Source organism: Caballeronia choica (assembly GCF_001544535.1).
In the GTDB taxonomy this organism is placed as follows: Bacteria; Pseudomonadota; Gammaproteobacteria; order Burkholderiales; family Burkholderiaceae; genus Caballeronia; species Caballeronia choica.
The window spans coordinates 1-21,799 of sequence record NZ_FCON02000084.1 but is presented as its reverse complement, the minus strand read 5'-3'; the positions used below and the strand labels follow the sequence as shown (position 1 = coordinate 21,799).

At 64.1% G+C, this 21,799-nt stretch carries 21 protein-coding genes, 1 tRNA gene and 1 riboswitch; of the genes, 11 read left to right on the top strand and 11 right to left on the bottom strand.

Annotated features, from left to right (window positions below; translation table 11 throughout):
* Nucleotides 1-13 precede the first annotated feature (13 nt).
* Nucleotides 14-96: riboswitch (ZMP/ZTP riboswitch) on the bottom strand.
* A gap of 63 nt (nucleotides 97-159) precedes the next feature.
* The 3 genes from AWB68_RS28325 to AWB68_RS28315 all read right to left on the bottom strand — a co-directional run bounded on the left by AWB68_RS28325 (nucleotide 160) and on the right by AWB68_RS28315 (nucleotide 2,496).
* On the bottom strand, nucleotides 160-435 hold the full coding sequence (locus AWB68_RS28325) for a hypothetical protein (RefSeq protein WP_125483061.1): 276 nt from the start codon (nucleotides 433-435) through the stop codon (nucleotides 160-162).
* A gap of 90 nt (nucleotides 436-525) precedes the next feature.
* Nucleotides 526-1,692: a Rieske 2Fe-2S domain-containing protein gene (locus tag AWB68_RS28320; RefSeq protein WP_087647645.1), complete on the bottom strand. Its 1,167-nt coding sequence runs from the start codon at nucleotides 1,690-1,692 to the stop codon at nucleotides 526-528.
* A gap of 153 nt (nucleotides 1,693-1,845) precedes the next feature.
* Nucleotides 1,846-2,496 (bottom strand): DUF938 domain-containing protein, encoded by a 651-nt coding sequence (locus AWB68_RS28315; protein WP_087647656.1) that lies wholly within the window; start codon nucleotides 2,494-2,496, stop codon nucleotides 1,846-1,848.
* 273 nt (nucleotides 2,497-2,769) lie between these two features.
* On the opposite strand from AWB68_RS28315, the gene AWB68_RS28310 reads away from it, so the two are divergent.
* The 3 genes from AWB68_RS28310 to AWB68_RS28300 all read left to right on the top strand — a co-directional run bounded on the left by AWB68_RS28310 (nucleotide 2,770) and on the right by AWB68_RS28300 (nucleotide 5,887).
* Nucleotides 2,770-3,321 (top strand): ankyrin repeat domain-containing protein, encoded by a 552-nt coding sequence (locus tag AWB68_RS28310; RefSeq protein WP_087647644.1) that lies wholly within the window; start codon nucleotides 2,770-2,772, stop codon nucleotides 3,319-3,321.
* Nucleotides 3,322-3,457: 136 nt separating this feature from the next.
* Nucleotides 3,458-4,618, top strand: coding sequence for a hypothetical protein (locus tag AWB68_RS28305; protein WP_235028538.1), 1,161 nt, complete (start codon nucleotides 3,458-3,460; stop codon nucleotides 4,616-4,618).
* A 24-nt stretch (nucleotides 4,619-4,642) separates the two neighbouring features.
* The gene (locus tag AWB68_RS28300; RefSeq protein ID WP_087647643.1) at nucleotides 4,643-5,887 is read left to right on the top strand and encodes an MFS transporter; all 1,245 of its coding nucleotides are present in this window, start codon (nucleotides 4,643-4,645) and stop codon (nucleotides 5,885-5,887) included.
* 39 nt (nucleotides 5,888-5,926) lie between these two features.
* On the opposite strand, the gene AWB68_RS28295 is transcribed toward AWB68_RS28300, so the two are convergent.
* A complete protein-coding gene (locus tag AWB68_RS28295) occupies nucleotides 5,927-7,309 on the bottom strand; it encodes an FAD-containing oxidoreductase (RefSeq protein WP_087647654.1) in 1,383 nt (460 codons plus the stop codon).
* 198 nt (nucleotides 7,310-7,507) lie between these two features.
* Here AWB68_RS28295 and AWB68_RS28290 point away from each other — a divergent pair, with 198 nt between their 5' ends.
* Nucleotides 7,508-8,812, top strand: coding sequence for a cation:proton antiporter (locus AWB68_RS28290; protein WP_087647642.1), 1,305 nt, complete (start codon nucleotides 7,508-7,510; stop codon nucleotides 8,810-8,812).
* Between the two features lie 98 nt (nucleotides 8,813-8,910).
* Nucleotides 8,911-9,492, top strand: coding sequence for a P-loop nucleotide/nucleoside kinase family protein (locus AWB68_RS28285; protein WP_087647641.1), 582 nt, complete (start codon nucleotides 8,911-8,913; stop codon nucleotides 9,490-9,492).
* Between the two features lie 68 nt (nucleotides 9,493-9,560).
* Here the strand turns inward: AWB68_RS28285 and AWB68_RS28280 are convergent, their stop codons facing one another.
* The 4 genes from AWB68_RS28280 to AWB68_RS28265 form a co-directional block, all read right to left on the bottom strand.
* Nucleotides 9,561-10,670, bottom strand: a complete 1,110-nt coding sequence (locus AWB68_RS28280) for a saccharopine dehydrogenase family protein (protein ID WP_087647640.1) — start codon at nucleotides 10,668-10,670, stop codon at nucleotides 9,561-9,563.
* Nucleotides 10,671-10,824: 154 nt separating this feature from the next.
* Nucleotides 10,825-11,280: an Lrp/AsnC family transcriptional regulator gene (locus AWB68_RS28275; protein ID WP_087647639.1), complete on the bottom strand. Its 456-nt coding sequence runs from the start codon at nucleotides 11,278-11,280 to the stop codon at nucleotides 10,825-10,827.
* Between the two features lie 114 nt (nucleotides 11,281-11,394).
* Nucleotides 11,395-11,781 (bottom strand): hypothetical protein, encoded by a 387-nt coding sequence (locus AWB68_RS28270; RefSeq protein WP_087647638.1) that lies wholly within the window; start codon nucleotides 11,779-11,781, stop codon nucleotides 11,395-11,397.
* Nucleotides 11,782-11,964: 183 nt separating this feature from the next.
* Complete coding sequence (locus AWB68_RS28265) at nucleotides 11,965-12,561, bottom strand: DJ-1/PfpI family protein (protein ID WP_087647637.1); 597 nt, start codon at nucleotides 12,559-12,561, stop codon at nucleotides 11,965-11,967.
* A gap of 91 nt (nucleotides 12,562-12,652) precedes the next feature.
* Between AWB68_RS28265 and AWB68_RS28260 the strand changes: the two genes are divergently transcribed.
* On the top strand, nucleotides 12,653-13,984 hold the full coding sequence (locus tag AWB68_RS28260) for an aminotransferase-like domain-containing protein (RefSeq protein WP_087647636.1): 1,332 nt from the start codon (nucleotides 12,653-12,655) through the stop codon (nucleotides 13,982-13,984).
* Nucleotides 13,985-14,049: 65 nt separating this feature from the next.
* Here the strand turns inward: AWB68_RS28260 and AWB68_RS28255 are convergent, their stop codons facing one another.
* Nucleotides 14,050-14,433, bottom strand: coding sequence for a nuclear transport factor 2 family protein (locus AWB68_RS28255; protein ID WP_087647635.1), 384 nt, complete (start codon nucleotides 14,431-14,433; stop codon nucleotides 14,050-14,052).
* Nucleotides 14,434-14,460: 27 nt separating this feature from the next.
* A complete protein-coding gene (locus AWB68_RS28250; RefSeq protein ID WP_087647634.1) occupies nucleotides 14,461-15,405 on the bottom strand; it encodes an aldo/keto reductase in 945 nt (314 codons plus the stop codon).
* Between the two features lie 305 nt (nucleotides 15,406-15,710).
* On the opposite strand from AWB68_RS28250, the gene dusA reads away from it, so the two are divergent.
* The 3 genes from dusA to AWB68_RS50855 all read left to right on the top strand — a co-directional run bounded on the left by dusA (nucleotide 15,711) and on the right by AWB68_RS50855 (nucleotide 17,510).
* Nucleotides 15,711-16,703, top strand: coding sequence for a tRNA dihydrouridine(20/20a) synthase DusA (gene dusA, locus AWB68_RS28245; RefSeq protein WP_087647653.1), 993 nt, complete (start codon nucleotides 15,711-15,713; stop codon nucleotides 16,701-16,703).
* 116 nt (nucleotides 16,704-16,819) lie between these two features.
* Nucleotides 16,820-16,895: transfer RNA gene (locus AWB68_RS28240), tRNA-His, on the top strand.
* Nucleotides 16,896-17,384: 489 nt separating this feature from the next.
* Complete coding sequence (locus tag AWB68_RS50855) at nucleotides 17,385-17,510, top strand: hypothetical protein (protein ID WP_268810945.1); 126 nt, start codon at nucleotides 17,385-17,387, stop codon at nucleotides 17,508-17,510.
* A gap of 431 nt (nucleotides 17,511-17,941) precedes the next feature.
* On the opposite strand, the gene AWB68_RS28230 is transcribed toward AWB68_RS50855, so the two are convergent.
* On the bottom strand, nucleotides 17,942-18,319 hold the full coding sequence (locus AWB68_RS28230) for a hypothetical protein (RefSeq protein WP_087647632.1): 378 nt from the start codon (nucleotides 18,317-18,319) through the stop codon (nucleotides 17,942-17,944).
* 952 nt (nucleotides 18,320-19,271) lie between these two features.
* Between AWB68_RS28230 and AWB68_RS28225 the strand changes: the two genes are divergently transcribed.
* Nucleotides 19,272-20,777 (top strand): MltF family protein, encoded by a 1,506-nt coding sequence (locus AWB68_RS28225; RefSeq protein ID WP_087647631.1) that lies wholly within the window; start codon nucleotides 19,272-19,274, stop codon nucleotides 20,775-20,777.
* An 834-nt stretch (nucleotides 20,778-21,611) separates the two neighbouring features.
* The coding region (locus AWB68_RS28220) for an IS1634 family transposase N-terminal domain-related protein (RefSeq protein ID WP_510183574.1) at nucleotides 21,612-21,799 on the top strand (188 nt) is incomplete at its 3' end.

The window sequence follows — 21,799 nt, the reverse complement described above, 5'->3', positions numbered from 1 at the left end:
TGTCGATCAGGAAATGAAGTGCCCAGGCGCGCGGCTCTCGACGGTTCACGCTCCCCGATGGTGATCCATCCCGAGGCGCCAGTCACGTGAACCGGGCTTGGTCTTGCCGCGCTCGCCTCGCGCGAACGCGGCGCTGTCGTTGCTAGTGCCGAAGCTGCATCACTGGTCGACGCGCGCGCGCAGTTCGCGCGCCGTCTCGAGCAATCCTTCGTAGCCTGAGCGCGCATGCGACGGCAGGTCAGGATCGCCGACGAGCGTGCCGAGCGTCTCGATGATGCTGTACAGGATGCCCTTCGCCGCGCCCGCGGCCATCCTGCCCGCGGCGACCGAATCGTCGACGTGGGTGAGCGCCGCGTCGAAATGCTCGAGCTCGGGCTGCTCGCGCTCGATATTCGCAGGATCGCGGTTGGTGGGGTCAGTCGAGTCGCGTGTCATGGTGGCAACCTGTTTCGTGTGGAGCATGCCTTCTGTATAGCGCCACTGCGCGTTTCGCGCCAGTGGGCCATGTACTCACGAACGCCGAACTCACGACGCCGGCAAGTCGGTGATCGGCTGGATCAGGTGCACGCGGCGCGGCTCGACGCCATGCGCCGCCGCGTCGCGGGCCGGCGCACCGCGCTCGGCCAGGAGCGCGCGCAGTTCGAGAATCACCGGAAACACCTCGTGGTTGTGATCGGCGCCCTGGCGGTCGTGCGCTTCCTGCTCGCGCTCGACGATCCAGCGATCCTCCTTGAAAATACGCTCGGTAAACCAGATGAGCAGCGGCCACGCGGCGTCGAGCAGGCCCGGGATTTTCGGCCGGCGGATCGACAACAGGCCAAACGTGCGATTGGTGCGCTGCTCGCGGTCGAGCGGCACATACGCGATCCACAGGTCCATCACCATCGTCTCGTCCTTCGTGCGGATCTTCAGCGTCTGGTACGGATAGACCGTGCGGATCGTCATGATGTCCTTGAGGGACTCGTCGGGCTTCGTGTCGCGCTTATGGCCGAAGACCAGCGCCTCGCCGAGCGGCTGCTTGCCCGCCTCGCGCGCGAACGTGTAGTCCACTTCCACCCAGTCTTCGCCGCGCCGGCGCCCGAGCGAGCGGGCGCGCATGCTCCCCATCTGCCGCCGATGCAGGAACTGATGGTTCATGTCCATCAGATTCTCGTGCATGAACGTGTAGTGGCATTTGACCGCGCGGCCGAAGCGGCGCGTCTTGTAGGCCTGATCGGTGGCCGAGCCGAGTTCGGGAAAAGTCGCCGTGTCGGCGAGGAGCGGGTCGCCGGTGAACACGAAGATGAGCCCGGCCTCCTCGCGGCACGGATACGAGCGCACGCCGTTCGGCAGCCGCTCGCGACCGAGATAGGGAACGTCGGTGCAGCGGCCGGTGCAGTCGTAGGTCCAGCCGTGATAGCAGCAGCGAATCGATTCCCCGTCGACGACACCCGCATGCAGCGGCACTTGCCGGTGCGCGCAGCGGTCTTCCAGCGCGAACACGCGGCCCGATTCGGTGCGCACGAGCACGATCGGGTCGCCGGCGAAGAAAACGCCGTGCGTCTTGCCACGCTTCACCTCGCGTGACCACGCGAGCGGATACCAGTGATCGGGATGGATATCGACGCGTCGCAGGTCGCGCGATGTCTTCGACGAACCGGCGTCGCTGGAACCGGCTTCCTGCTCCGCTTGCTGCGGCAACGCTGCGTGCATGTACGGCGCCTCCTGTAGGAAGAAACGGACGATTGACCTGGCCGCTGCTGACGCAGCGTAGTGAACGATCATTCGAAGTCTACACGGCGACGCCGGTTTAGGCGCGCGGCGTCGTGGGTCGATCTGCCCGGAAAGGTGTCGCTTGCGTGCCTTTCAGCACGGAGCGCCGGCGCCCTTCCTGAACACCAGGCTGAAGTTGTTCGCGGGCATCGGCACGACCTCTTCCAGCACGAACCCCGCCGCCTTGCCGAGCGCCTCGACCGCTTCCATGTTGCGCACGCCCCAGCGCGGATCGCTCGCGCGCAGTTGCGCATCGAATGCTTCGTTGCTCGGCGCCGTATGCGCGCCGTTGCGCCGGTATGGCCCGTAAAGGTAGAGCACGCCACCCGTCGTGAGCAGCCGGCCCGCGCCTTCGAACAGCGCCTGCCCCGCTTCCCACGGCGCGATGTGGATCATGTTGATGCAGACGATCGCCGCCGCCGACTCGATGCCCCAGTCGTTCGCGCATACGTCGACCGCGAGCGGCGTCTTCAGGTTCGGCAGCGCTTCGTGAGCGCGCCAGGCCGCGATCGACGCGCGCGCGCCGGCGTCCGGATCGCTCGGCTGCCAGACGATGCCCGGCAGCGCCGCGGCGCAGTGCACGGCGTGCTGGCCGGTGCCGCTCGCGATCTCCAGCACGACGCCGCTCGCCGGCAGCACACGCGCGAGCACGGCGAGGATGGCGTCGCGATTGCGCAGGGCCGCGGGTGCATTGCGGCGGGCGGCGGCTTGCTGAGTGTCTGGACCGTTATCGGAATCGGTCATGATGAGGCGGCTCCAGGTCGATGGATGGGAATTGACGAATGAGTCGGGACGAATGAGTCGGGCAGCGTTGCGCCGAGCGTAAGTGCTGACGATGCAACGCGTCAACGCGAATTGCTTGGCGCGAATCGTGCTGACGAGAAGCCCGCGCGAACGCGGCCCGCGAGCAAACCTGTATCCTTCGAACTGCGCTGCGCGCCGCGCACGGGAAGGGTCTCCGGCAAACCGTTCCGCCCACGCGCGCATTTCACCACGCAGCCGAGAAGGAGCCAGCATATGCAAGAACCCAACAACGCAAGGAACGAAGGCCCCGACGAAGACATGATCGCATTCGCGAGCGAAGTCTTCGACGTCGCCCGGCGCGGCGACGCGGCCATGCTCGACGCCCTGCTGCACAAGGGCTTGCCGCCGAACCTGCGCAACGACCACGGCGACACCCTCGTGATGCTCGCGAGCTATCACGGCCACGCCGACGCCGTGCGCGTCCTCCTCGAACACAAGGCCGATCCCGACCTGCGCAACGACCGCGGCCAGACGCCGATCGCCGGCGCCGCGTTCAAGGGTTTCAAGCCCGTGATCGAGGTGCTGCTGGAACACGGCGCGGAAATCGAAGGCGCATCGCCCGATGGCCGCACGGCGCTGATGATCGCCGCGATGTTCAATCGCGTGGAACTGGTGGAGTATCTGATCGAGCATGGCGCGAACCCCGACGCACGCGACGCGAACGGCTTTTCCGCCCGCGATGCCGCCGAAAAGATGGGTGCGCCCGACACCGTCGCGCGACTCGTCGCGGCGACCGAAGCGCGCTCGCGGCCCGCCGGCGTCTGAGCGGCCGCAGCAAGCGAACAAGCGAACAAGCGAACAAGCATCAAGCACGCTCCCACGACTTCTCACATATCAATCCGCCCCGGTTCGCCGGCGGCGATCTGACCCAGGCAGGGCCCGGAAACATGGAGCTTTTGTGATGACTGGCGGTTTCTCGCGTCGAGGTTTCTCAGCCCGAGGGCTGCTGTCCCTGATGCTGTCCCTCTTGCCGTCCCTGCTGAGCATGACGCTGGCCGTGCTGCTCGCCGGCTGGCGCACGCGGGTTCTGGCGCGATCGGCCGCGCCGCTCGTGGCGCTCTGCGCGCTCTCGGCATGCAGCCTGTTCCCGCAGCAAACGCCCGTGCCGATCGTCGAGCGCTCGTTCCAGCCGCCGCCGAGCGAAGGCGAAGCCGCCGACGCCGAGGAGCCATCGTCCGCCGTGGTCGCGGCCGAGCCCGCGTCGGAAGCGAAGGCGCCGCGCCCGGCGAAGCCGAAGCGCCGGGTTGTCAAGCCGAAGCCCGTCGTGCCGCCCGCGCCACCGCCCGTCGAGGAACCGGAGCCGCCGCCACCGCCGCAGATCATCTCGACGCGCATCCTCCAGCACGACCAGCTTCACGGCCTGCTCGACAGCGAAGTGCAGCGCCCCGACGGCAAGGTGATCGGACGCGCGGTCGACATGTTCGTCGACACGGCAGCCAAGCCGAAGATCATGATGGTCAACCTCGCGGGCTTTCTCGGCGTCGGCGATCGCAAGGTCATCTTTCCGTGGTCCGTCTTCCGTTTCACGCCGGCGTCGAAGAGCGCGCCGATCACGCTCGCCCCGCCGCCGCCGGTCGTCACCGGCAAGGCGAAGCCCGACCCGACGCCCAAGCCGCAGCCGGTCAAGGACGTGCCGCCGAACGTCGCGCAACTGGTCGATTCGACGGTCCTCGCGAAAAGCGGCGGCCGCATGGGCCGCGTGGTGGACGTGCTGATCGACTCGCAGGCTCAGCCGCAGGCGCTCGTCGTCGACCTGAGCGACTCGCTGTCCGGCGACAAGCGCCACGTCGCCGCGAACTGGGGCGACCTGCACGTCGTGTCGCGCAACAAGACGCTGCAACTGCAGATGGATTTCAACGACGCCCAGTTGAAGGCGTCACCCACTTACGGACCCGACCAACCGATCAAGATCGTTTCCCCTGTCGTCCCCGCCCCCGCGCCTGCAAGCGCCGCCGCTACTGCCTCCACGTCCGCGCCCGCGACGTCGGGCGCCGTCGCGACCGGCGTCGTGGCCCCGGGTGCGTCGAGCGTAGCGGCTTCCGGCGCGCGCCCTTCCAGATAACGACACTGACAGCGATCCACAACAATGGTAATTGCACGAAGTCTTCGCGCGCTCGACTGGCTGAATTTCTTCGTCGCCAACGTGCAGACCGGCTTCGGCCCTTTCATCGCGTCGTACCTCGCGGCCAACAAATGGACGCAGGGCGAAATCGGGCTGATGCTGAGCGTCGGCACGATCAGCGCGATGGCGAGCCAACTGCCGGCAGGCGCACTCGTCGATGCGATGCGCAACAAGAAATTCGCCGCCGCGTCCGCGATCGTCGCGATCATCGCGAGCGCCCTCTTTCTCGCCGCCAGCCCGACCTTCGTGCCGGTGTTCGCGGCCGAAGTGCTGCACGGCTTCGCGAGCTGCATGCTCGTGCCGGCGATGGCAGCGATTTCACTCGCGCTCGTCTCGCGCGCCGATCTCGGCGACCGGCTCGGGCGCAACGCGCGCTGGGCATCGATCGGCAGCGCGCTCACGGCGGCACTGATGGGCGTATTCGGCGAATATTTTTCGCTGCGCTCGGTGTTCTTCCTGACGGCGGCGCTCGCGCTGCCGGCGCTCGTCGCGTTGAACATGATCCATCACGAGATGCCGCCAAAGCTCCCGCGCGGCGCCAACGCGAAGGCCGCGCAAAAGCTGACGGCGGACGGCGAGGAACGCGAGTCGCTGCGCGATCTGCTGCGCGACAGGCGGCTTCTGATCTTCGCGGCGTGCGTGGTGCTGTTTCACCTTTCGAACGCGGCGATGCTGAATCTCGCCGCCGGCGAAGTCACCGCGCACATGGGCGACAACGTTCAACTCGTGATCGCGGCGTGCATCATCGTGCCGCAGTTCATCGTGGCGGCGCTCTCGCCGTGGGTCGGCCGGCAGGCGCAGCGCTGGGGCCGGCGGCCGGTGCTGATCCTCGGCTTTTGCGCGCTGCCGTTGCGGGCGGTGCTCTTCGCGGGCGTGAGCAGCCCGTATCTGCTCGTGCCGGTGCAGATGCTCGACGGCATCAGCGCGGCTGTGTTCGGCGTGATGCTGCCGCTGATCGCGGCGGACGTGGCGGGTGGCAAGGGGCGCTATAACCTGTGCATCGGGTTTTTCGGGCTGGCGGCGGGAGTCGGCGCCACGCTCTCGACGGCGGCGGCGGGGTTCGCTGCCGACCGCTTCGGGACTGCGATGAGCTTCTTCGGCCTCGCGGCGGCGGGCGCGCTTGCGGCTGCTCTCGTGTGGCTTGCGATGCCGGAGACGCGCGACGCCGCCATGGAGAAGGCCGTCGAGGAGCCGGCGGTGGAGGCTTAGCGGTGGTCTCCCAAAGCGCGGGCGGCAACCCGTCACGCGCTACGCGAGCGGCTTCAACATGCCAAGCAGCGTCGGCACGAGTTCGCACACCGTCGGATGGACGTGCATCGCTTGCTGAAGCGTGGTGTACGGCGCGCCGGCATTCATGATATCGACGAAGGTGTGGATCGCCTCGTCGCCTTCGATGCCGTGAATCGCGGCACCGAGAATCAGCTTCGTCTTCGCATCGACGAGCGCCTTCATGAAGCCATCCGTTTCGCCGCGCTCGCGCGCCCGCCCCACCCGTGCCATCGGCATCGTGGCGATCAGGGCCTCGCGGCCGTCGGCGCGCACCTCGCTCTCGCTCATGCCGACCCGCGCGAACGGCGGATCGACGAAAACCGCATACGTCATGATCCGCCCGTCGACACTGCGCGCTGCCCCATCGAGCAGGTTCGCCGCGACGACCTCATAGTCGTTGTACGACGTATGCGTGAACGCCCCGCGGCCGTTGACGTCGCCGATTGCCCAGATGCCCTCGACCTTCGTGCGCAACTGGCCGTCGACTTCGATCAGGCCGTGCTGGTCGACCGCGATGCCCGCCGCGTCGAGCCCGAGATCGTCGGTGTTGGGCGTGCGGCCGGTCGCGCAGAGCAGATGCGACGCGTCGACGGCTTCGTCGCCCAGCATAATCCTCACGCCAGCGCCCGCCGGCTCGACGCGCGTCGGCTCGGCGCCGAAGCGAAACTCGACACCCTCCTTCGCCAGCACTTTCTGGATGCTCAAGGCGAAGTCCGCGTCCTCGCGCGACAGCACGCGCTTGCCGCGCACGAGCACCGTCACGCGGCTGCCGAAGCGCCGGAACATCTGCGCGAATTCGAGCGCGATATAGCTCGCGCCGACGACCACCAGATGCGCGGGCACCTCGCTCAGTTCCAGCAGTGTCGAGTTGGTCAGGTAGGGAATGCGCTCGATGCCGTCGATTCGCGGGATCACCGGCCGCGTGCCGGTGTTGATGAACACGGCGTCGGCCTGCAAGTCGTGCGGCTGGCCGTCGTGGCCCTCGACGCGGATCGAATGCGGCCCGGTAAACCGTCCGTGGCCGGTGAAGACCGTCACGTCCGGCGTCGTGCGCAGCCATTTTTCGATGCCGTTGCGCGACTGGCCGATCACCTCTTCCTTGCGCGCCTTCACGCGCGCCATATCGACGCGCACCTCGCCTTCGAGCATCACGCCGTACTCGGCCGCGTGGCGCGCGACGTGCGCGGCGCGCGCGCTCGCGACGTAGGTCTTGGTCGGCGTGCAGCCGACGTTCACGCACGTGCCGCCGAACAAATGCCGCTCGATGACCGCCGTGCGGCGCCCGCTTTGCGCGAGGCGCACCGCGAGCGGGGAGCCGCCTTGCCCGGTGCCGATCACGACGGCGTCGAAATGCTGTGACATGAAAGCCTCCCGCGAATGCGTTTCGATGGACGACAGCTCATGCTTCAATGCGTGCTTCAATGCGTGCTCCGCCATCTTACGCGTGCCCGGATGGGCTTGCGCGGCCACCAAAACGCGGGCATGCCCCGTGCTATTCTCGTCTGGGTTCCGGCCCTGTAAACAGCCGCGCCGGCCATTTTTCCCAGCAGACAGGTTTCCATGACCGAGACGATGTGGTTTCTCGTCGTAGGCGGTGTACTCATCTTCATGGGGCTTGCCAGTTCGACGTTCAAGCATCTGCCGATCAGCACGGCGATGTGCTATCTCGCGATCGGTTTCGCGCTCGGCCCCGTGGGCGCGAATCTTCTCTCGCTCGACCTCGACCGCGATGCCACCGTGCTGCGCCGCATCACCGAAGTCGCGATGCTCGTCTCGCTGTTTGCGATCGGCCTGCGCCTGCGCGTCCCGCCGACCGACCGCATCTGGCTCCTGCCGGTGCGGCTCGGCATCGTCGCGATGGTGCTCACCGTCGTCGCGCTGATGCTCGTCTGCGTCTACGTGCTCGGCCTGAACTGGGGTCCGGCGCTGCTGCTCGCCGCGATCCTCGCGCCGACCGACCCGGTGCTCGCCCACGACGTGCAGGTCGAAAGCCCCGGCGATGTCGACCTGCTGCGTTTCTCGCTGACCGGCGAAGGCGGCCTGAACGACGGCATCGCGCTGCCGTTCGCATTGCTCGGCATCGCCGTGTGCAACTACGAGGCGTCGCCCGGCCAGGCGCTCTCGTGGGCGTTCACCGGCGAGGCGTTGTGGGGCGTCGCCGGGGCGCTCGCGAGCGGCTGGCTGCTCGGCGATTTGTCGGTGCGGCTCGTCGCGTTCCTGCGCACGCGCCACGGCCAGGCGCTCGGCCCAGAAGGCTTCTACGCGCTCGGGCTGATCGCGCTCTCGTACGGCGTCGCGCAATTGCTGCACACGTATGCGTTTCTCGCCGTGTTCGCCGCCGGGCTCGCGATGCGCCGCGTCGAGCAGCGGGCGAGCGGCGACAAGTCGCCGCGCGAGGCAGTCGGGACGATCGATGCCGATGACGTCGGCGCGGCCGCCGTCGATCCGCTGCGCGCGCACGCGTTCATGGCGGAACGCGTGCACGGCTTCACGATCGAGCTGGAACGCATCGCGGAGGTGGCGATCATGCTGACCGTCGGCGCGGTGCTCGCGACGGTCTGGCAGCACCTGTTCACGTGGCGGGCCGTCGTGCTGATCGTCGCGCTCTTCGCGATCGTGCGGCCGGCAGCCGTCGAAGCGTCGCTCGTCGGCTCGATGGCGACCGGGCCGCAGCGCCGGCTGATGAGCTGGTTCGGCATCCGCGGCGTCGGCTCGTTCTATTACCTGATGTTCGCGCTGGAGCACGCGCCGACGAGCGCCGCCGCGCCGCTGATTCCGCTCGTGATCGCGGTGATCACCGCGTCGGTCATCGTGCACGGCATCACGGCGACGCCGTTGATGAAGTGGTATCAGCGCGGCCGCTGATTTAGCGGTTGTGACAGCGGTTGCGACGGCGGCTGATCCTGCGCATGATCGGCTGATGCGCGGAGCGCGCTCACCTCATCATTCGGGGACACCACCGCATGACGCACCTGGTTTTCTTTTGCGGCCACGCCGGCACCGGCAAGACCACGCTCGCGAAGCGTCTTTTTCCACGGCTCATGCGCGCGACCGGCGAGCCGTTCTGCCTGCTCGACAAGGACACGCTGTACGGCGGCTACAGCGCGGCCGCGATGGGCGCGCTGACGGGCGACCCGAACGACCGCGACAGCCCGCTCTTCCTCCAGCATCTGCGCGATCCCGAGTACCGTGCGCTCATCGATACGGCGCGCGAGAACCTGGAACTCGGCGTCAGCGTGGCGGTGGTCGCGCCGCTCTCGCGCGAAGTGCGCGACGGACGGCTCTTCGACCGGCAATGGCTCGGCATCGGCGATACGGTGACGATCCGCGTCGTCTGGGTGCAGGTGACGGAGGATGTCGCGCATGCGCGGATCGTCGCGCGCGGCAATCCGAACGATGCCTACAAGCTCGCGCACTGGGACGAGTACCGCCAGCGCCGCTTCGTGCCGAGCGGCGATCAGTGCCGCGACCTGCTGCGGTTCGACAACTCGGCGCCGTCGAACGAAGCGTACGACGAATTATTGGCGCGGCTCGTGTCGTCCTAAAAACAAAAAAGGCGCCGGGGCGCCTTTTTTGTCTCTCAGGATATTGCCGGCTCTGACGGCCGTTGGGATCACGCCGCGATGAGCTTCCGCGCCGGCTTCAGCACGCTCTCGCCTTCATACAGACGGCCGAAGCGGTTGTTCAGGAACGCCTCGAGCGGCACCTGTTCCTGCCGGATGAAACCGCTTTGCGGCAGCACGCCTTCACGGAACAGATCGAGTTCAGCGCAGATCGCGCCGGCCGTCGTGATCTGGATCGCGCTCATCGGCTCGCCGCAGACATCCTTCGCGAAGATCTTGCGCGTGAACACGTCCTGCACGAGCTGGCCGCGCCGCATGCCGGTCACGGTGACGAAAATCAGCACGACGTCCTGCGCCGTCGACGGCACCGCGCGCTTGAGCATCGCCTTCAGGCCGTCGCGATCGGTGGACATGCGCAAGTCGTCGAGCAGGAACTTCATCAGGTCGCGATGGCCCGGATAGCGCACCGACTTGTAGTCGAGCGTCTCGACCTTGCCCGCGAGCGTCTCGCAGAGCGTGCCCAGTCCGCCCGACGTGTTGAACGCCTCGTACTCGGTGCCGTCGAGCGAGAAATGCTCGACGCCTTCGAGCGGCTGGACCCACTGCGTGCGGCCTTCGCGGATCGCCTCGCACGGCTGGCAATACTCGTTGATGAGGCCGTCGATACTCCACGTCAGGTTGTATTTCAGCGCGTTGGTCGGGAACTCCGGCAGCGCGCCGACGCGCATCTTCACTTCGCGCACGTCGTCGAGGCGCTTCGCCAGGTCGTGCGCGACGATGCCGATGAAGCCCGGCGCGAGGCCGCATTGCGGCATGAACGCCTGTTGCGAATCGTCGGCGATCGCGCGGATCGCGTGGGTCGCGCGCACGTCCTCGGTGAGGTCGAAATAGTGGACGCCCGCCGCCTTCGCCGCCGACGCCACGTTGATCGCGAGGTAGTAAGGCAGCGCGTTGACGAGCGCGTCGAAGCCTTGCAATGCGTGGCGCAGCGCGGCGGTATCGGCGGAATCGACGCGGCGGGTTTCGATGCCTTGCGCGTCGAGGAGCGCGAGCGCGTTCGCATCGCGATCGAACGCGACGACTTCGAAATCCCCCGTTTCACGCAGCAGGTGGGCAATGCTTTGACCGATCAGTCCGGCGCCGACGAGGGCAATTTTCATGGTTATCTCCTTGTGCAGGGCGTCATGTCTTAGGGCGTCATGTCCTTCCTGTACAAGTGTAGGAGCGCGTGAATATTGATCCTAGACGCAAAATGATGCGTATCGACGAGCGTTTTCGTCGTTTCGACGAAGATTCGATGCGAATCGTCGAAACTCAACCGCCGCGGTCGATTTTGCGTGCGAGGATGATCGACGTGGTCGTGCGCTCGACGCCTTCCAGCGCGCCGATTTCATCGAGCAGGTCGTTCAGGCGGTCGGGGGAATCGGCGCGCAGCCACGCGACGTAGTCGAACTCTCCGCTCACGGCGCAGAGCAACTGGATCTCGGGCATCTTCGCGAAGCGTTTCTGCACGTCGCGGCCGTATTTCGGCGCGAGCTTGATGCCGACATACGCCTGGATGCTCGCGTCGAGCACGTCCTGCCCGAGGCGCACGCCGTAGCCCGCGATCACGCTGTTCTTTTCAAGGCGGGCGATGCGCGCGATCACCGTCGTGCGCGCGACGCCGAGCTGGCGCGCCAGGTTCGCGACGCTTTCGCGCGCGTTCATTTGCAGGAGCGCGACGAGGTTGCGGTCGATGTCATCGAGTTGATCGAGGCGCGGCGGTCTCATGCGGGCGTCGTCCGTTGTTGTAATCTGGATCGCGCATTATCGCCCGCCGCGTGCGTCGAACGGCCTTCGCCGCTGGACGGAGGCCGCCTTCGTGCTATCTGCCGTGCTGCCGCGTCAGAGGACGCTGTCGCTCAGTTCGACCATGACGACTTCGCCACGCTCCTGCGACCGGCTTGTGAAGTCGATGCCGGAGCGCTCCATCACTTTCCGGATCTCCTGCGGGACGCGTTCGCTCACGCTCGCGGCGACGATCGGCCGGTCGATGTTGCTCAGGAACTGCCGGATGCCCGGCGCGGGCCAGTAGACGAACATGTTGATCGGATACGACAGCTTCGCGCCGGCTTGCCGATGCGCGGTGATGTGCAGCCCGACGGTCGGCGCGACGCTCATCTGACGCGGGGAAACGTGAAAGTCCAGTCCGAAGCTGGTCGCGACACTTTTGACGAGGAACGGCAGGCATCTGTCCCCGAACACGCGGTTTTCGGTTTTGCTCAGCGCCATCTCGGCCTCCGGTTGCTTTTGTGCAGGAATCGCAACGTGAGAGTAGAACCGAAGTGATCGCGGCTCTGTGGCGCGGAACACATCAGACGTGAAAATCTGTTCGGCGGATGCGCGACCTGAACCGCAACCGGTTTAATGAAGCCATCCAAACAAAAGGAGAACAAGTCGAGACGTCAGTGCGCATCAGACGAACGGCGAAATATTCGCCATCGCGCGCGACACGTAGGTCTCCTTCTCCCCCACTGGCGCCACATAGTGAATCGCGCTGCGGGCAGCCTCGACGCCTTCCAGACGCGCGATGAACCAGGCCGCCAGATACTGCGACGCCAGGCACCCGCCGGCGGTCGCGACGTTTCCCCTGGCCACGAACGGCGCGTTGAGCACCGCCACACCGGCCTCCTCCACCCACGGCCTGGTGGTCAGATCGGTGCAGGCCGGAACGTCGTTCAGCAGGCCCAGCCTGGCGAGTATCAGCGTCCCCGAACACTGCGAGCCCAGCAACTGGCGCGTCGGGTCGAACCCCAGTTGCGACATCAGCGCAGCATCGGCGACGACGTCCCGCGTCCCTATCCCACTGCCCACGAGCACGGCGTCCGCGTCGCGTGCGTCCGCGAGTGATGCTTGCGCCTCCACCACCACTCCGTTCATCGAGCGCACCTTGTCCGCCGGGCTGGCGATCGACACCCGCCAGCCCGGCCGCTTGACCCGGTTGAGGATGCCGAGCGCGATCAGCGAGTCGAGTTCGTTGAAACCTTCGAAGGTCAGGATGGCGATATGCATGGTGGGCCTCGTGCAAGTGGAGATGTTGTATTGCGCCATCGTAAGTCCGATAATCAATACATTCAAATAATTGTCATGGATACGTTCAGCCATGCCTCAGCCTCGCTACAAGCAACTGGTCGACCGTCTCGCGGCCGATATCCGTGCGCAGCGGCTGCGTCCCGGAACGCGATTGCCAACCCACCGCGATCTCGCCGCTCGCGAAGGGCTGGCGCTGGTCACGGCCACGCGCGTCTACGCGGAACTGCGGGCGATGGGTCTGGTGAGCGGAGAGACCGGTCGCGGCACGTTCGTCAAGGAGGCGCTCCCTCGCGGCCAGGGCATTGACCTGCATGCCTGGAGCGCCGACACGGTGGACCTGAATTTCAACAATCCCTCATTGCCGGAGCAGGCAGACCTTCTCCGCGCAGCGCTGCGCCAGCTCGCCGCCGCAGGCGACCTGGAGGCGCTGCTTCGTTACCAGCCGCACGGCGGGCGCGAGCACGAGCGAGCGGCCGCGGCGCGTCACCTGAGCGGCCGCGGACTGGCGGCATCGGCTGAAACCGTCTTGCTCGTGAGCGGTGCGCAGCACGGGCTGACGACAACCGCCATGGCCTTGCTCGAGCCCGGCGACGTGGTGGCCGTCGATGCCCTGACGTACCCGGGATTCAAGCTCGCCGCCGAGACCAACCGGCTGGAACTCGCCCCCATTCCCGCCGCTGGAAACGGCCCGGACCTGGACGCATTGGCGGCGCTCTGCGGGCGACGGCGAGTACGCGCGGTGTACACGATGCCGACGCTTCATAACCCGCTCGGCTGGGTGATGAGCGCCGCGCGACGTCGGGCATTGGTCGCCATCGCCCGGCAGCATGGACTGATGCTCATCGAGGACGCGGCCTACGCATTCCTGGCGGAAGGCGCCCCGCCTCCGTTGGCGTCGCTCGCCCCCGAGACGACGGTCTATGTGTCGAGCTTGTCGAAGAGTGTCGCGACCGGGCTGCGCGTCGGCTTCGTCTGTGCCCCGCGCGAATGGATTCCCCGGCTCGAACGGACCATCCGGGCCACAACCTGGAACACCCCGGCCATCATGACGGCCATCGCGTGCGGCTGGATCGAGGACGGCAGCGTCGCCAGGCTCGAGGCCGACAAGCGCCGGGATGCCGCGCTGCGCCAGAGTCTTGTCACTGAAATTCTCGGCGGACTGAAGCGGATCGGTCATCCCGCGTCGTACTTCGTCTGGCTTCCGCTGCCACTGGAAGTTCGAGCGGACGCGATCGCGATGGCGTTGATGCGCGAGCACATTTCCGTGTCGACGGCCCATCCGTTCGCGACGTCAGCGCATGTGCCTCATGCCATCCGGCTGGCACTTGGCTCCGTCAGCCTGTCGACGCTCAAGCGGTCCCTGGAAGCCGTGGCGCGAATTGTTGCGGATCAGACCTACTGACGCACCTTCTTCGGGGGCCTCCCGTTCGACGATCCCGTGACGGACGCCGGACACATAACGCGATGTCACGCGATCTGCTCGACCCATTGACTCCGCCAACCCGGTGCCTCAAAGGGCTCCGAAAAATACTGGGTCTCGTGAACGACCTTACCGTCGCGAAACTCCATGATGCTCACGACGCATGCCGCCCGGCCCTTATAGACGATTGTGTATTCCGTCACCCAGAGATCGCCGGCTCCCTGAATTCGCCTGACATCGAAACCTGACGGCGTATCGGGATGATGACTCCGCAACGCCTGCAAATGGGTCCGCCCGACGATTCGTTCCCCTGATTGAGGATAATCACAGATCGCATCGTCATCGTAAATCTCGTGCTCCGCGGCGAGATCGCTGGCGGCCGACGCCTGCCAGTGCGCATTCAGCGCTTCGCGGTTTTCTTCTTCCTTCATCGGCTGCCTCCGGACGCGGATCACGTTTCACTGTGGCTTGCTCTGCGGGATGAACCCCGGGCTGCCGGTCTTGACGACTTCGTTGAACCTCTGCCGGGTCTCGATCCGATCGATCTCGTCGAACGCGTCTGCCGGAAGCATGGAGATGTCGAAATTCTCGCGTGCGCGGGCCGCGGACTTGGGGGTCGTAAGCACAGCCCCGCCACGCTGCACCGCCCAGGCAAGCAGTACCTGTGCGGGTGTCCTTCCCGTTCGCGCGGCAATCCCGGAAATGACCGGGTCCTCGATCGGTCCCGGCCTGATCCCGTGACCCAACGGCGCAAAGGCCAAAAAGACTATCCCGTTCTCCTTGCAGAATTCCAGCAGTTCAGTTTCCGGTAGATACGGATGTGCTTCGACCTGCACCACCGCCGGCTTGATTCGCGCCGATTCGTAGAGCGGGCGCAGTTCGTTCAAGGTGATGTCGGAGAGTCCGATGGCCCGGCTTCTTCCATGATCGACGAGTTCTTCCATCGCCCTCCACGTGTCGAGCAACGTCACGCCTTTGTCGTAGATGACGTCGCCGTTTTCGTCGCGCGGGTCCTGCTCATCTCCCGGTTGAAAGGCAAAGGGTGTATGGATGAGATAGAGATCCAGATAGTCGAGCCCGAGCCTTTCAACACTTGCCTCGAAAGCCGGCCAGACTCGCTCGGGCCGATGATTGGAGTTCCATAACTTCGTGGTCACGAAGATGTCTTCGCGCGTGATGCCGCCAGCAGCAAGCCCTGCCCGCAGGGCCTCGCCCACCTCTCGCTCGTTGCGATAACGCTCGGCACAATCGATGTGCCGATATCCGGCTTGCAGCGCGTCTCGGGTAGCGCTGATGGTCGTAGCTGCATCGGCAATCAGCGTGCCGAATCCGACTGCGGGCATACAGCCGCCTCCGTGATCAAGCACAATTCTTTTGGTCCGAAAATCGGAAGACTCGGTCATCACGACACCTCCGCACTATCTCGTGCCAGGCAATGCAGCCATCGATGTAGAGGCAAGTATGCGCTATCGGGCCGCTTGGCGCGGCCTGCCGCCTTGCTTCAGGCGGATCCGGGCGGTGTAGCCTATACTTTCATCCTTTCGCCCTCGCTCCGTAATCGTTCCTGTTGCGCCCCGGTTCTACACGAAGTTTTTCCGCGCTACGTCGTAGCACTCGGACCAAAAAGCGAGCAAAAATCACGTAGAGCAGACTCAAACGAGACGTTCGGAAAATCGTCCGCAGGATTATGAACTTGCAGCAAAATTCAATGAAATCAACGCCGCGGCGCGTGTCCGTCGCTCCGATGATGGACTGGACCGATCGGCATTGCCGGTCGTTTCATCGCCTGATTTCGCGCGATGCGTGGCTCTACACCGAGATGGTGACGACAGGCGCGCTCCTCTACGGCGACGTCGCGCGGCATCTCGCCTTCACGCCCGCCGAAGCGCCGGTTGCGCTGCAACTCGGCGGCAGCGAGCCGGCCGATCTCGCGAAGAGCGCCAGGCTCGGCGAGCAGTGGGGCTACGACGAGATCAACCTCAACTGCGGCTGCCCGTCGGAGCGCGTGCAGCGCGGCGCGTTCGGCGCGTGCCTGATGAACGAGCCGCAGCTCGTCGCGGATTGCGTCAAGGCGATGCGCGATGCGGTCGCGATTCCGGTGACGGTGAAGCACCGCATCGGCGTCGATGCGGCCGAGGCGTACGAGTTCGTGCGCGATTTCGTCGGTACGGTCGCCGATGCGGGTTGCGAGGTCTTTATCGTCCACGCGCGCAACGCGATCCTGAAGGGCCTGAGCCCGAAAGAGAACCGCGAGATTCCACCGCTCAAGTACGAATACGCGTACCGGCTGAAGCGCGATTTCCCGCAACTGGAAATCTCGATCAATGGCGGCGTCAAGACGCTGGACGAAGTGGAAGAACATCTGAAGCACGTCGATGGCGTGATGCTCGGCCGCGAGGCTTACCACAATCCTTATGTGCTGGCGGCCGTCGACACGCGCTTTTACGGCGCGCAGACGCCTATCGCGACGCGCGAGGAGATCGAGACGGGATTGATCGACTACGCGCGCAAAGAGTTCGCGCGCGGCACGTATCTGGGCGCGATCACGCGACACGCGCTCGGGCTCTATCGGGGCGTGGCGGGGGCTCGTGGATGGCGTCGCGTGCTGTCCGACAGCCGGCGGCTGGCGAGTGGCGATCTCGCCATTTTCGACGAGGCGCGCAGCCATCTGCGGGATTCGGTGGAACTGGCCGAAGGGTGAATCGATTCGATTCGCCCGGGGACTAGGCAAACGGAATCTTTATTCGTATAATCTCGCTTCTTGATCGGCAAGCCAGTTCTTGGTGAGCCCGGGTGTAGCAAATCAAGTTGTCAGTGGTGGCTGTAGCTCAGTTGGTAGAGTCCAGGATTGTGATTCCTGTCGTCGTGGGTTCGAGTCCCATCAGCCACCCCATGTAAATCAAACACTTAGCCCAGTTAATGCGACTGGGCTTTTTGCTTTCTGAAATCCGTGTAAGTGCAGGTGTAAGCATTTTTTTTACAACGGGCGCGGCTCATCAATCTTTGTACCCCAGCCTGCGTCGTTCGGCGTGGACCTTTTCCATGCCGACAAGTTGGTGCGGCCTGTTCTGCATGTAGCCTGCGAGCAACACGGCCGCCGGTAATCCGATAATCCCGGCGGCCATTGTCACGATAACGCCCGCAAAGGTGCTTTCGTGTCCGGTCGAGCCCCAGATGAAGAGGCCCGCGAAGGCCAGCGCGCCCCCGACGGGGACAGCAACAGGACGAAGCCCCCAATTAGCGTCCAAGCCTTTGCAAGTGGCCCCAGCAGCCCCCAAATGACTAGCAGGGCGATGACGATAAGCAGAAAGTGCAACATCCTCTGAACCTCATTCATTGTTCGCTTACGGCTTCTTGCTTTAATGGTAGGAGGCTAAGGCGCATGCAATATGCGGCCCGGCGTCGCGTGTTGAGCCTCTACCCTAACGATTGGCCCGATACGTGCACACTCGCGTGGGCGCGCGTGGTCGCGCTCGTGGCGCGCGTGCAGCTAGTTATCGGCAGTTGACGCAGTAGACCGGCGTAGGCGAGACGTAGACTGGACGGCGCGCAGCCTCCTGCGCCGCAACAGAGTTGGAGACATTGGTCCACGATTGAGTGTAGGCCGCCTTCTCAGTTGGCGAAGATGCAGCCCACTGGCGTTGTGCTTCGTTCATCGAATCAACAAAGGCGCAACCACTAGAGAGAGCCGCTGTGACAAGCGAAAGAAAGATAATTACGGTTTTCACGGTGTATCCCGGCGATTAGAGGTGTGGCGCGTTGACGCACCAATTGTAGTGGTCCAGGGTCCGCGCAAGCCTGACCGAGCTAACGCTCGTCGCTTCACTTCAAGATACGGCAGTTGAGTGTGCGCGGCGCGTGGCGTGACGCCGCATATTGAGTCTCTACTCTAAGTATTTAGTCGCGTACGGTCTCGCGCGCGCGAAATAAACTGATTCCCTACGACGGCTCTTTCCCCTTTTCGAATCGAACCGCGTCGCGTGCCGTGATAAGCACGCCGCTGCCGTCCGGCTCACGAATTTTGACAGAGAGCGTGCGCGGCCCGTTGTTACTCGGCTGCCACGTATGCCGAATCTGATTCTGCGTGCGGCGAATCATCCTCGCGTCTTGGACGTTGTCGGCAGAACAGTGAGGCCGCGCCGCTAGTTCAGCGACAAGCAGCCGGTCAAGGAGGGCGCCGGTGCTTTCGCCACGTCGCCGATGATTGGCGAGCAGGCATCGCAGCTGCGGCGAAATAAACACACTGATGCGCCTATAACCTTCGGCCTTCAGGTTTTCACGGTGCCTTGCGAGCGCCGCAATATCGAACTTAGTCATATACGCCTCCTCCCGGTATGACCATCTATCGTACGGCCGGAGAAACGCGATCCGGACGACCGATGTGCATGTTCGCTAGCGAGGTTGCCCTCCGGAAAGCGATATCCGGAGGCAACTGACTGAGCCGCGACAGGCAAAGCCGCAGATTGCGCTTTTTTCACTGGGACAGCCCCGATAACGCTGCGCTTATGGAAGGCAAATGTCGAGCGAGCGCGACTGGCGCCTCGCGACCCGTAGCTGCCGGTCGAGCCGTCAGAGATGCAACGGCAGGTATCAGAGGCGAGCGGTCGCTCGGTACCGCCGCTCACGGACAACAAGTCGGCGATTCCGGCCGTTCGCGCTCTTTCGCACGCGGTCATCGTGGTCTTCACACCGAATTTCACTCCGCTTTCCAGCAATCCATGATTGACGCTGAACGAGGCATAAGAGGTGACGTCGCCATCGGACCTTCGGATTGGGGGCTGCTTTCAGGCGGATTGTTTTGCTGCAACGGGGCGATGGCGCCGGGTTGCTTTGCTCGGGACGGGAGGGGGCATTGGGAAAAGAAGCCATGTAAAACATGCATGCTCTGCGATGTTCGACGGGGTATGCTGCACGATAGGTGCCAACAACTTGGGGCTGGAAGCCGGAGTACATTTATGGTTGCAGTAGCTAAACGGTAACAACAGACCACGCACGTTGAGACTGCAGTTAGCCACCCTGGTCGTGTGCCTGTGCCATGGCCGGCTCGCGTTGGGGGGGAGGACGATGCTGCGAGCTTGAGCGACAAATACCTGCGCATATGCGCCAGCGTTTAGCTGTCACTTTCCGTCATCCGATGCGCGGTCTTCAGGGCGCCTGCAACCGAGATCGCCAGTCGAAGCTCCGTCGCGACCTGCTTGTAACAGAGCCGCGAATACGCTGAGACAATGCATACGAATTCCGGATAGTCGTTCGCATGGAAGGGCATGTCATGACGAGACTTCGTTTTCTTGCCACCCTGCTAGTTGGGATCTACGTGCTCTTGTCGCCGCCGCGAGCAGAGTCAGGAGCGGGTGAGTCCACTGTCGCACCAGCATCATCGCCACCGGCTGCTGTCGCCAAAACCCGCCAGATGAACATCGCGGCCAAACCGTGGACCGGCGACTTTGACGCGATGCTCGAGCGCCGCGTGATCCGCTTTCTTGTGCCGTACAGCCGCACGCTGTACTTCAACGACAAAGGCCGGGAACGTGGCTTGACCGCGGAACTCGCGCGAGACTTCGAACAGTATGTCAACAAGCGTTATGCCGGTCAGCTCGGCAAACGCCCGGTCACAGTCCTTCTAATTCCGACGACCCGCGACAAACTCCTGGCGAACCTCCAGGCCGGGCTGGGCGACATCTCGGCGGGCAACCTGACGGCGACCGACGCGCGGCGCAAGCTTGTCGACTTCGTTGCGCCGCGTGACCGCAGGCCAGTCAGAGAACTGATCGTCACGGGTCCTGGCGCTCCGGCTCTCGCCACGCTGGACGACCTCGCGGGGAAGCAGGTCTATGTACGCAAGGCGACGAGTTACTACGAGAGTCTGACGGCGCTCAACGACCGGTTCAGGAAAGCAGGCAAGCCGGTCATGCAGATAGCGCTGCTGCCGGACGCACTCGAAGATGAGGATGCCCTCGAAATGCTGAACGCGGGAATGCTCCGCATCGTGGTGGTCGACGACTGGAAAGCAAAGCTGTGGGCGCAAGTCCTGCCTCAGATCAAGGTCAGGGAGGATCTGGCAGTACGCAGCGAAGGCTATGTCGGTTGGGCAATCAGGAAAAACAGCCCCCAACTGCAGGCTGCGGTGACTGATTTTTATAACGAGTTTGCCAAAAAACAGGGCGTCATCGACTATCGGCTCGCACAGTTCATGAAGCGTATCAAGCAGGTCACGGATGCTTCGGGAGCGGCGGAACTCACGCGTTTCGAAGCTACACTTGCCCTCTTCGAGAAGTATGGCAAGCAGTATGGCTTCGACCCCCTGATGCTGGCCGCCCTAGGCTATCAGGAATCGCAGTTGAACCAGTCGGCCCGAAGTCACGTTGGCGCAGTCGGCGTCATGCAGTTGATGCCGAGAACAGGCAAGGAAATGGCGGTCGGCAACATCGGCGTGACCGAATCGAACATCCATGCGGGAACCAAATACATGGATCGGCTGATGACACGCTACTTTCCGGACGCGCACTTCGATGACACCACTCGTGCAATGTTTGCGTTCGCGAGCTATAACGCGGGGGCGGCCAAAATCGCAAAGATGCGCACGGAAGCCGCGGCACGCGGGCTCGATCAGGACAAGTGGTTCAATAACGTCGAAGTCGTAGTCGCGGAGAAGATCGGCATTGAAACGACGACGTACGTACGCAACATCTACAAGTATTACGCCGCATACCGCTTAATCGTTGATGCGCAGCAAGCGCGCGACAAGGCGATTCGCAAAATGCAGCCCGGCGATTGACCGTTGTCGGGGCGGAGCCGACGTCCGAATGCCCGACTGACGTTACGGACGAATGCCGCTTTATGGCCGATCACGGAAGTTCGTCGACGCCCGATGATGGCCGGGACGTTCGCGGGGTCGAGCTTCCGGAACCGACCTTCTTCGGACCTTGAACTCGCCGTCACCTCTACCGCTGCTTTTACGTGTTTAACGGCCATCCACACATCGAGGTGACTGGCAAATCGTTGCCCATAAGTGTTATTAGCAGTTTCCAGAAAACATTTAATCGTTGTATGTCGTTGCTACCAGCGTCGCGCCGCGAGGTTGTACGCGCTCATCGCAGGCACGTCCGCTCTTGGCGAGTACACCTTCCACGAACCGTCGTCGTGTCGGAAAAAAGATGATCGCCCAACGGTTCTCTGAACCTCCGTCAACGCGAAACGTAGCGGTCTCGACTCGAGGCGATACGGCTGAACTCCGTCACGCGTACGTCCCACTCGCGCGGTGCCCAAGCCACTTGTCAATCAACTTGCGCAAGGAATTCTCACCGTTTGGCATTTCGCTTGTCCCAAAAATGAAATTGGACGCCGGCTAGGCGTCGAAGCTGCCGAGCAGTCGCCTGACCGAAACCCTCGAGGCTGTCGTCTCCCGATGATTCGTCCGCTCACGCGGTCGGCGACTTATCCCCGTCTTCCCCGTATTGCTTGAGTGCAGTCTAGGCCGAACTTTGACTTCTCAAGTAGCCGAAATCCGCGTCAGCGCTGGGTTTCGGCTTTTTTCTTAGGCTATCATGTAGCCATGTAAAATAGTATTTATATATTGCATTTTGCGGTGGTTGTGCTTGAATCAGTGTTCATGTATATCGAACACGTTCCTAACCGCAACTCGCCGCCCGCGGTGCTGCTGCGCGAGTCCTATCGCGACGGCAACTCGGTCAAGAAGCGCACCCTCGCCAACCTCTCGGCGCTGCCCGCCGAGGTCATCGAAGGCTTGAAGGTCCTCTTACGCGGCGGTGTCGCGGTGTCCTCCGCCGAGGAGGCCTT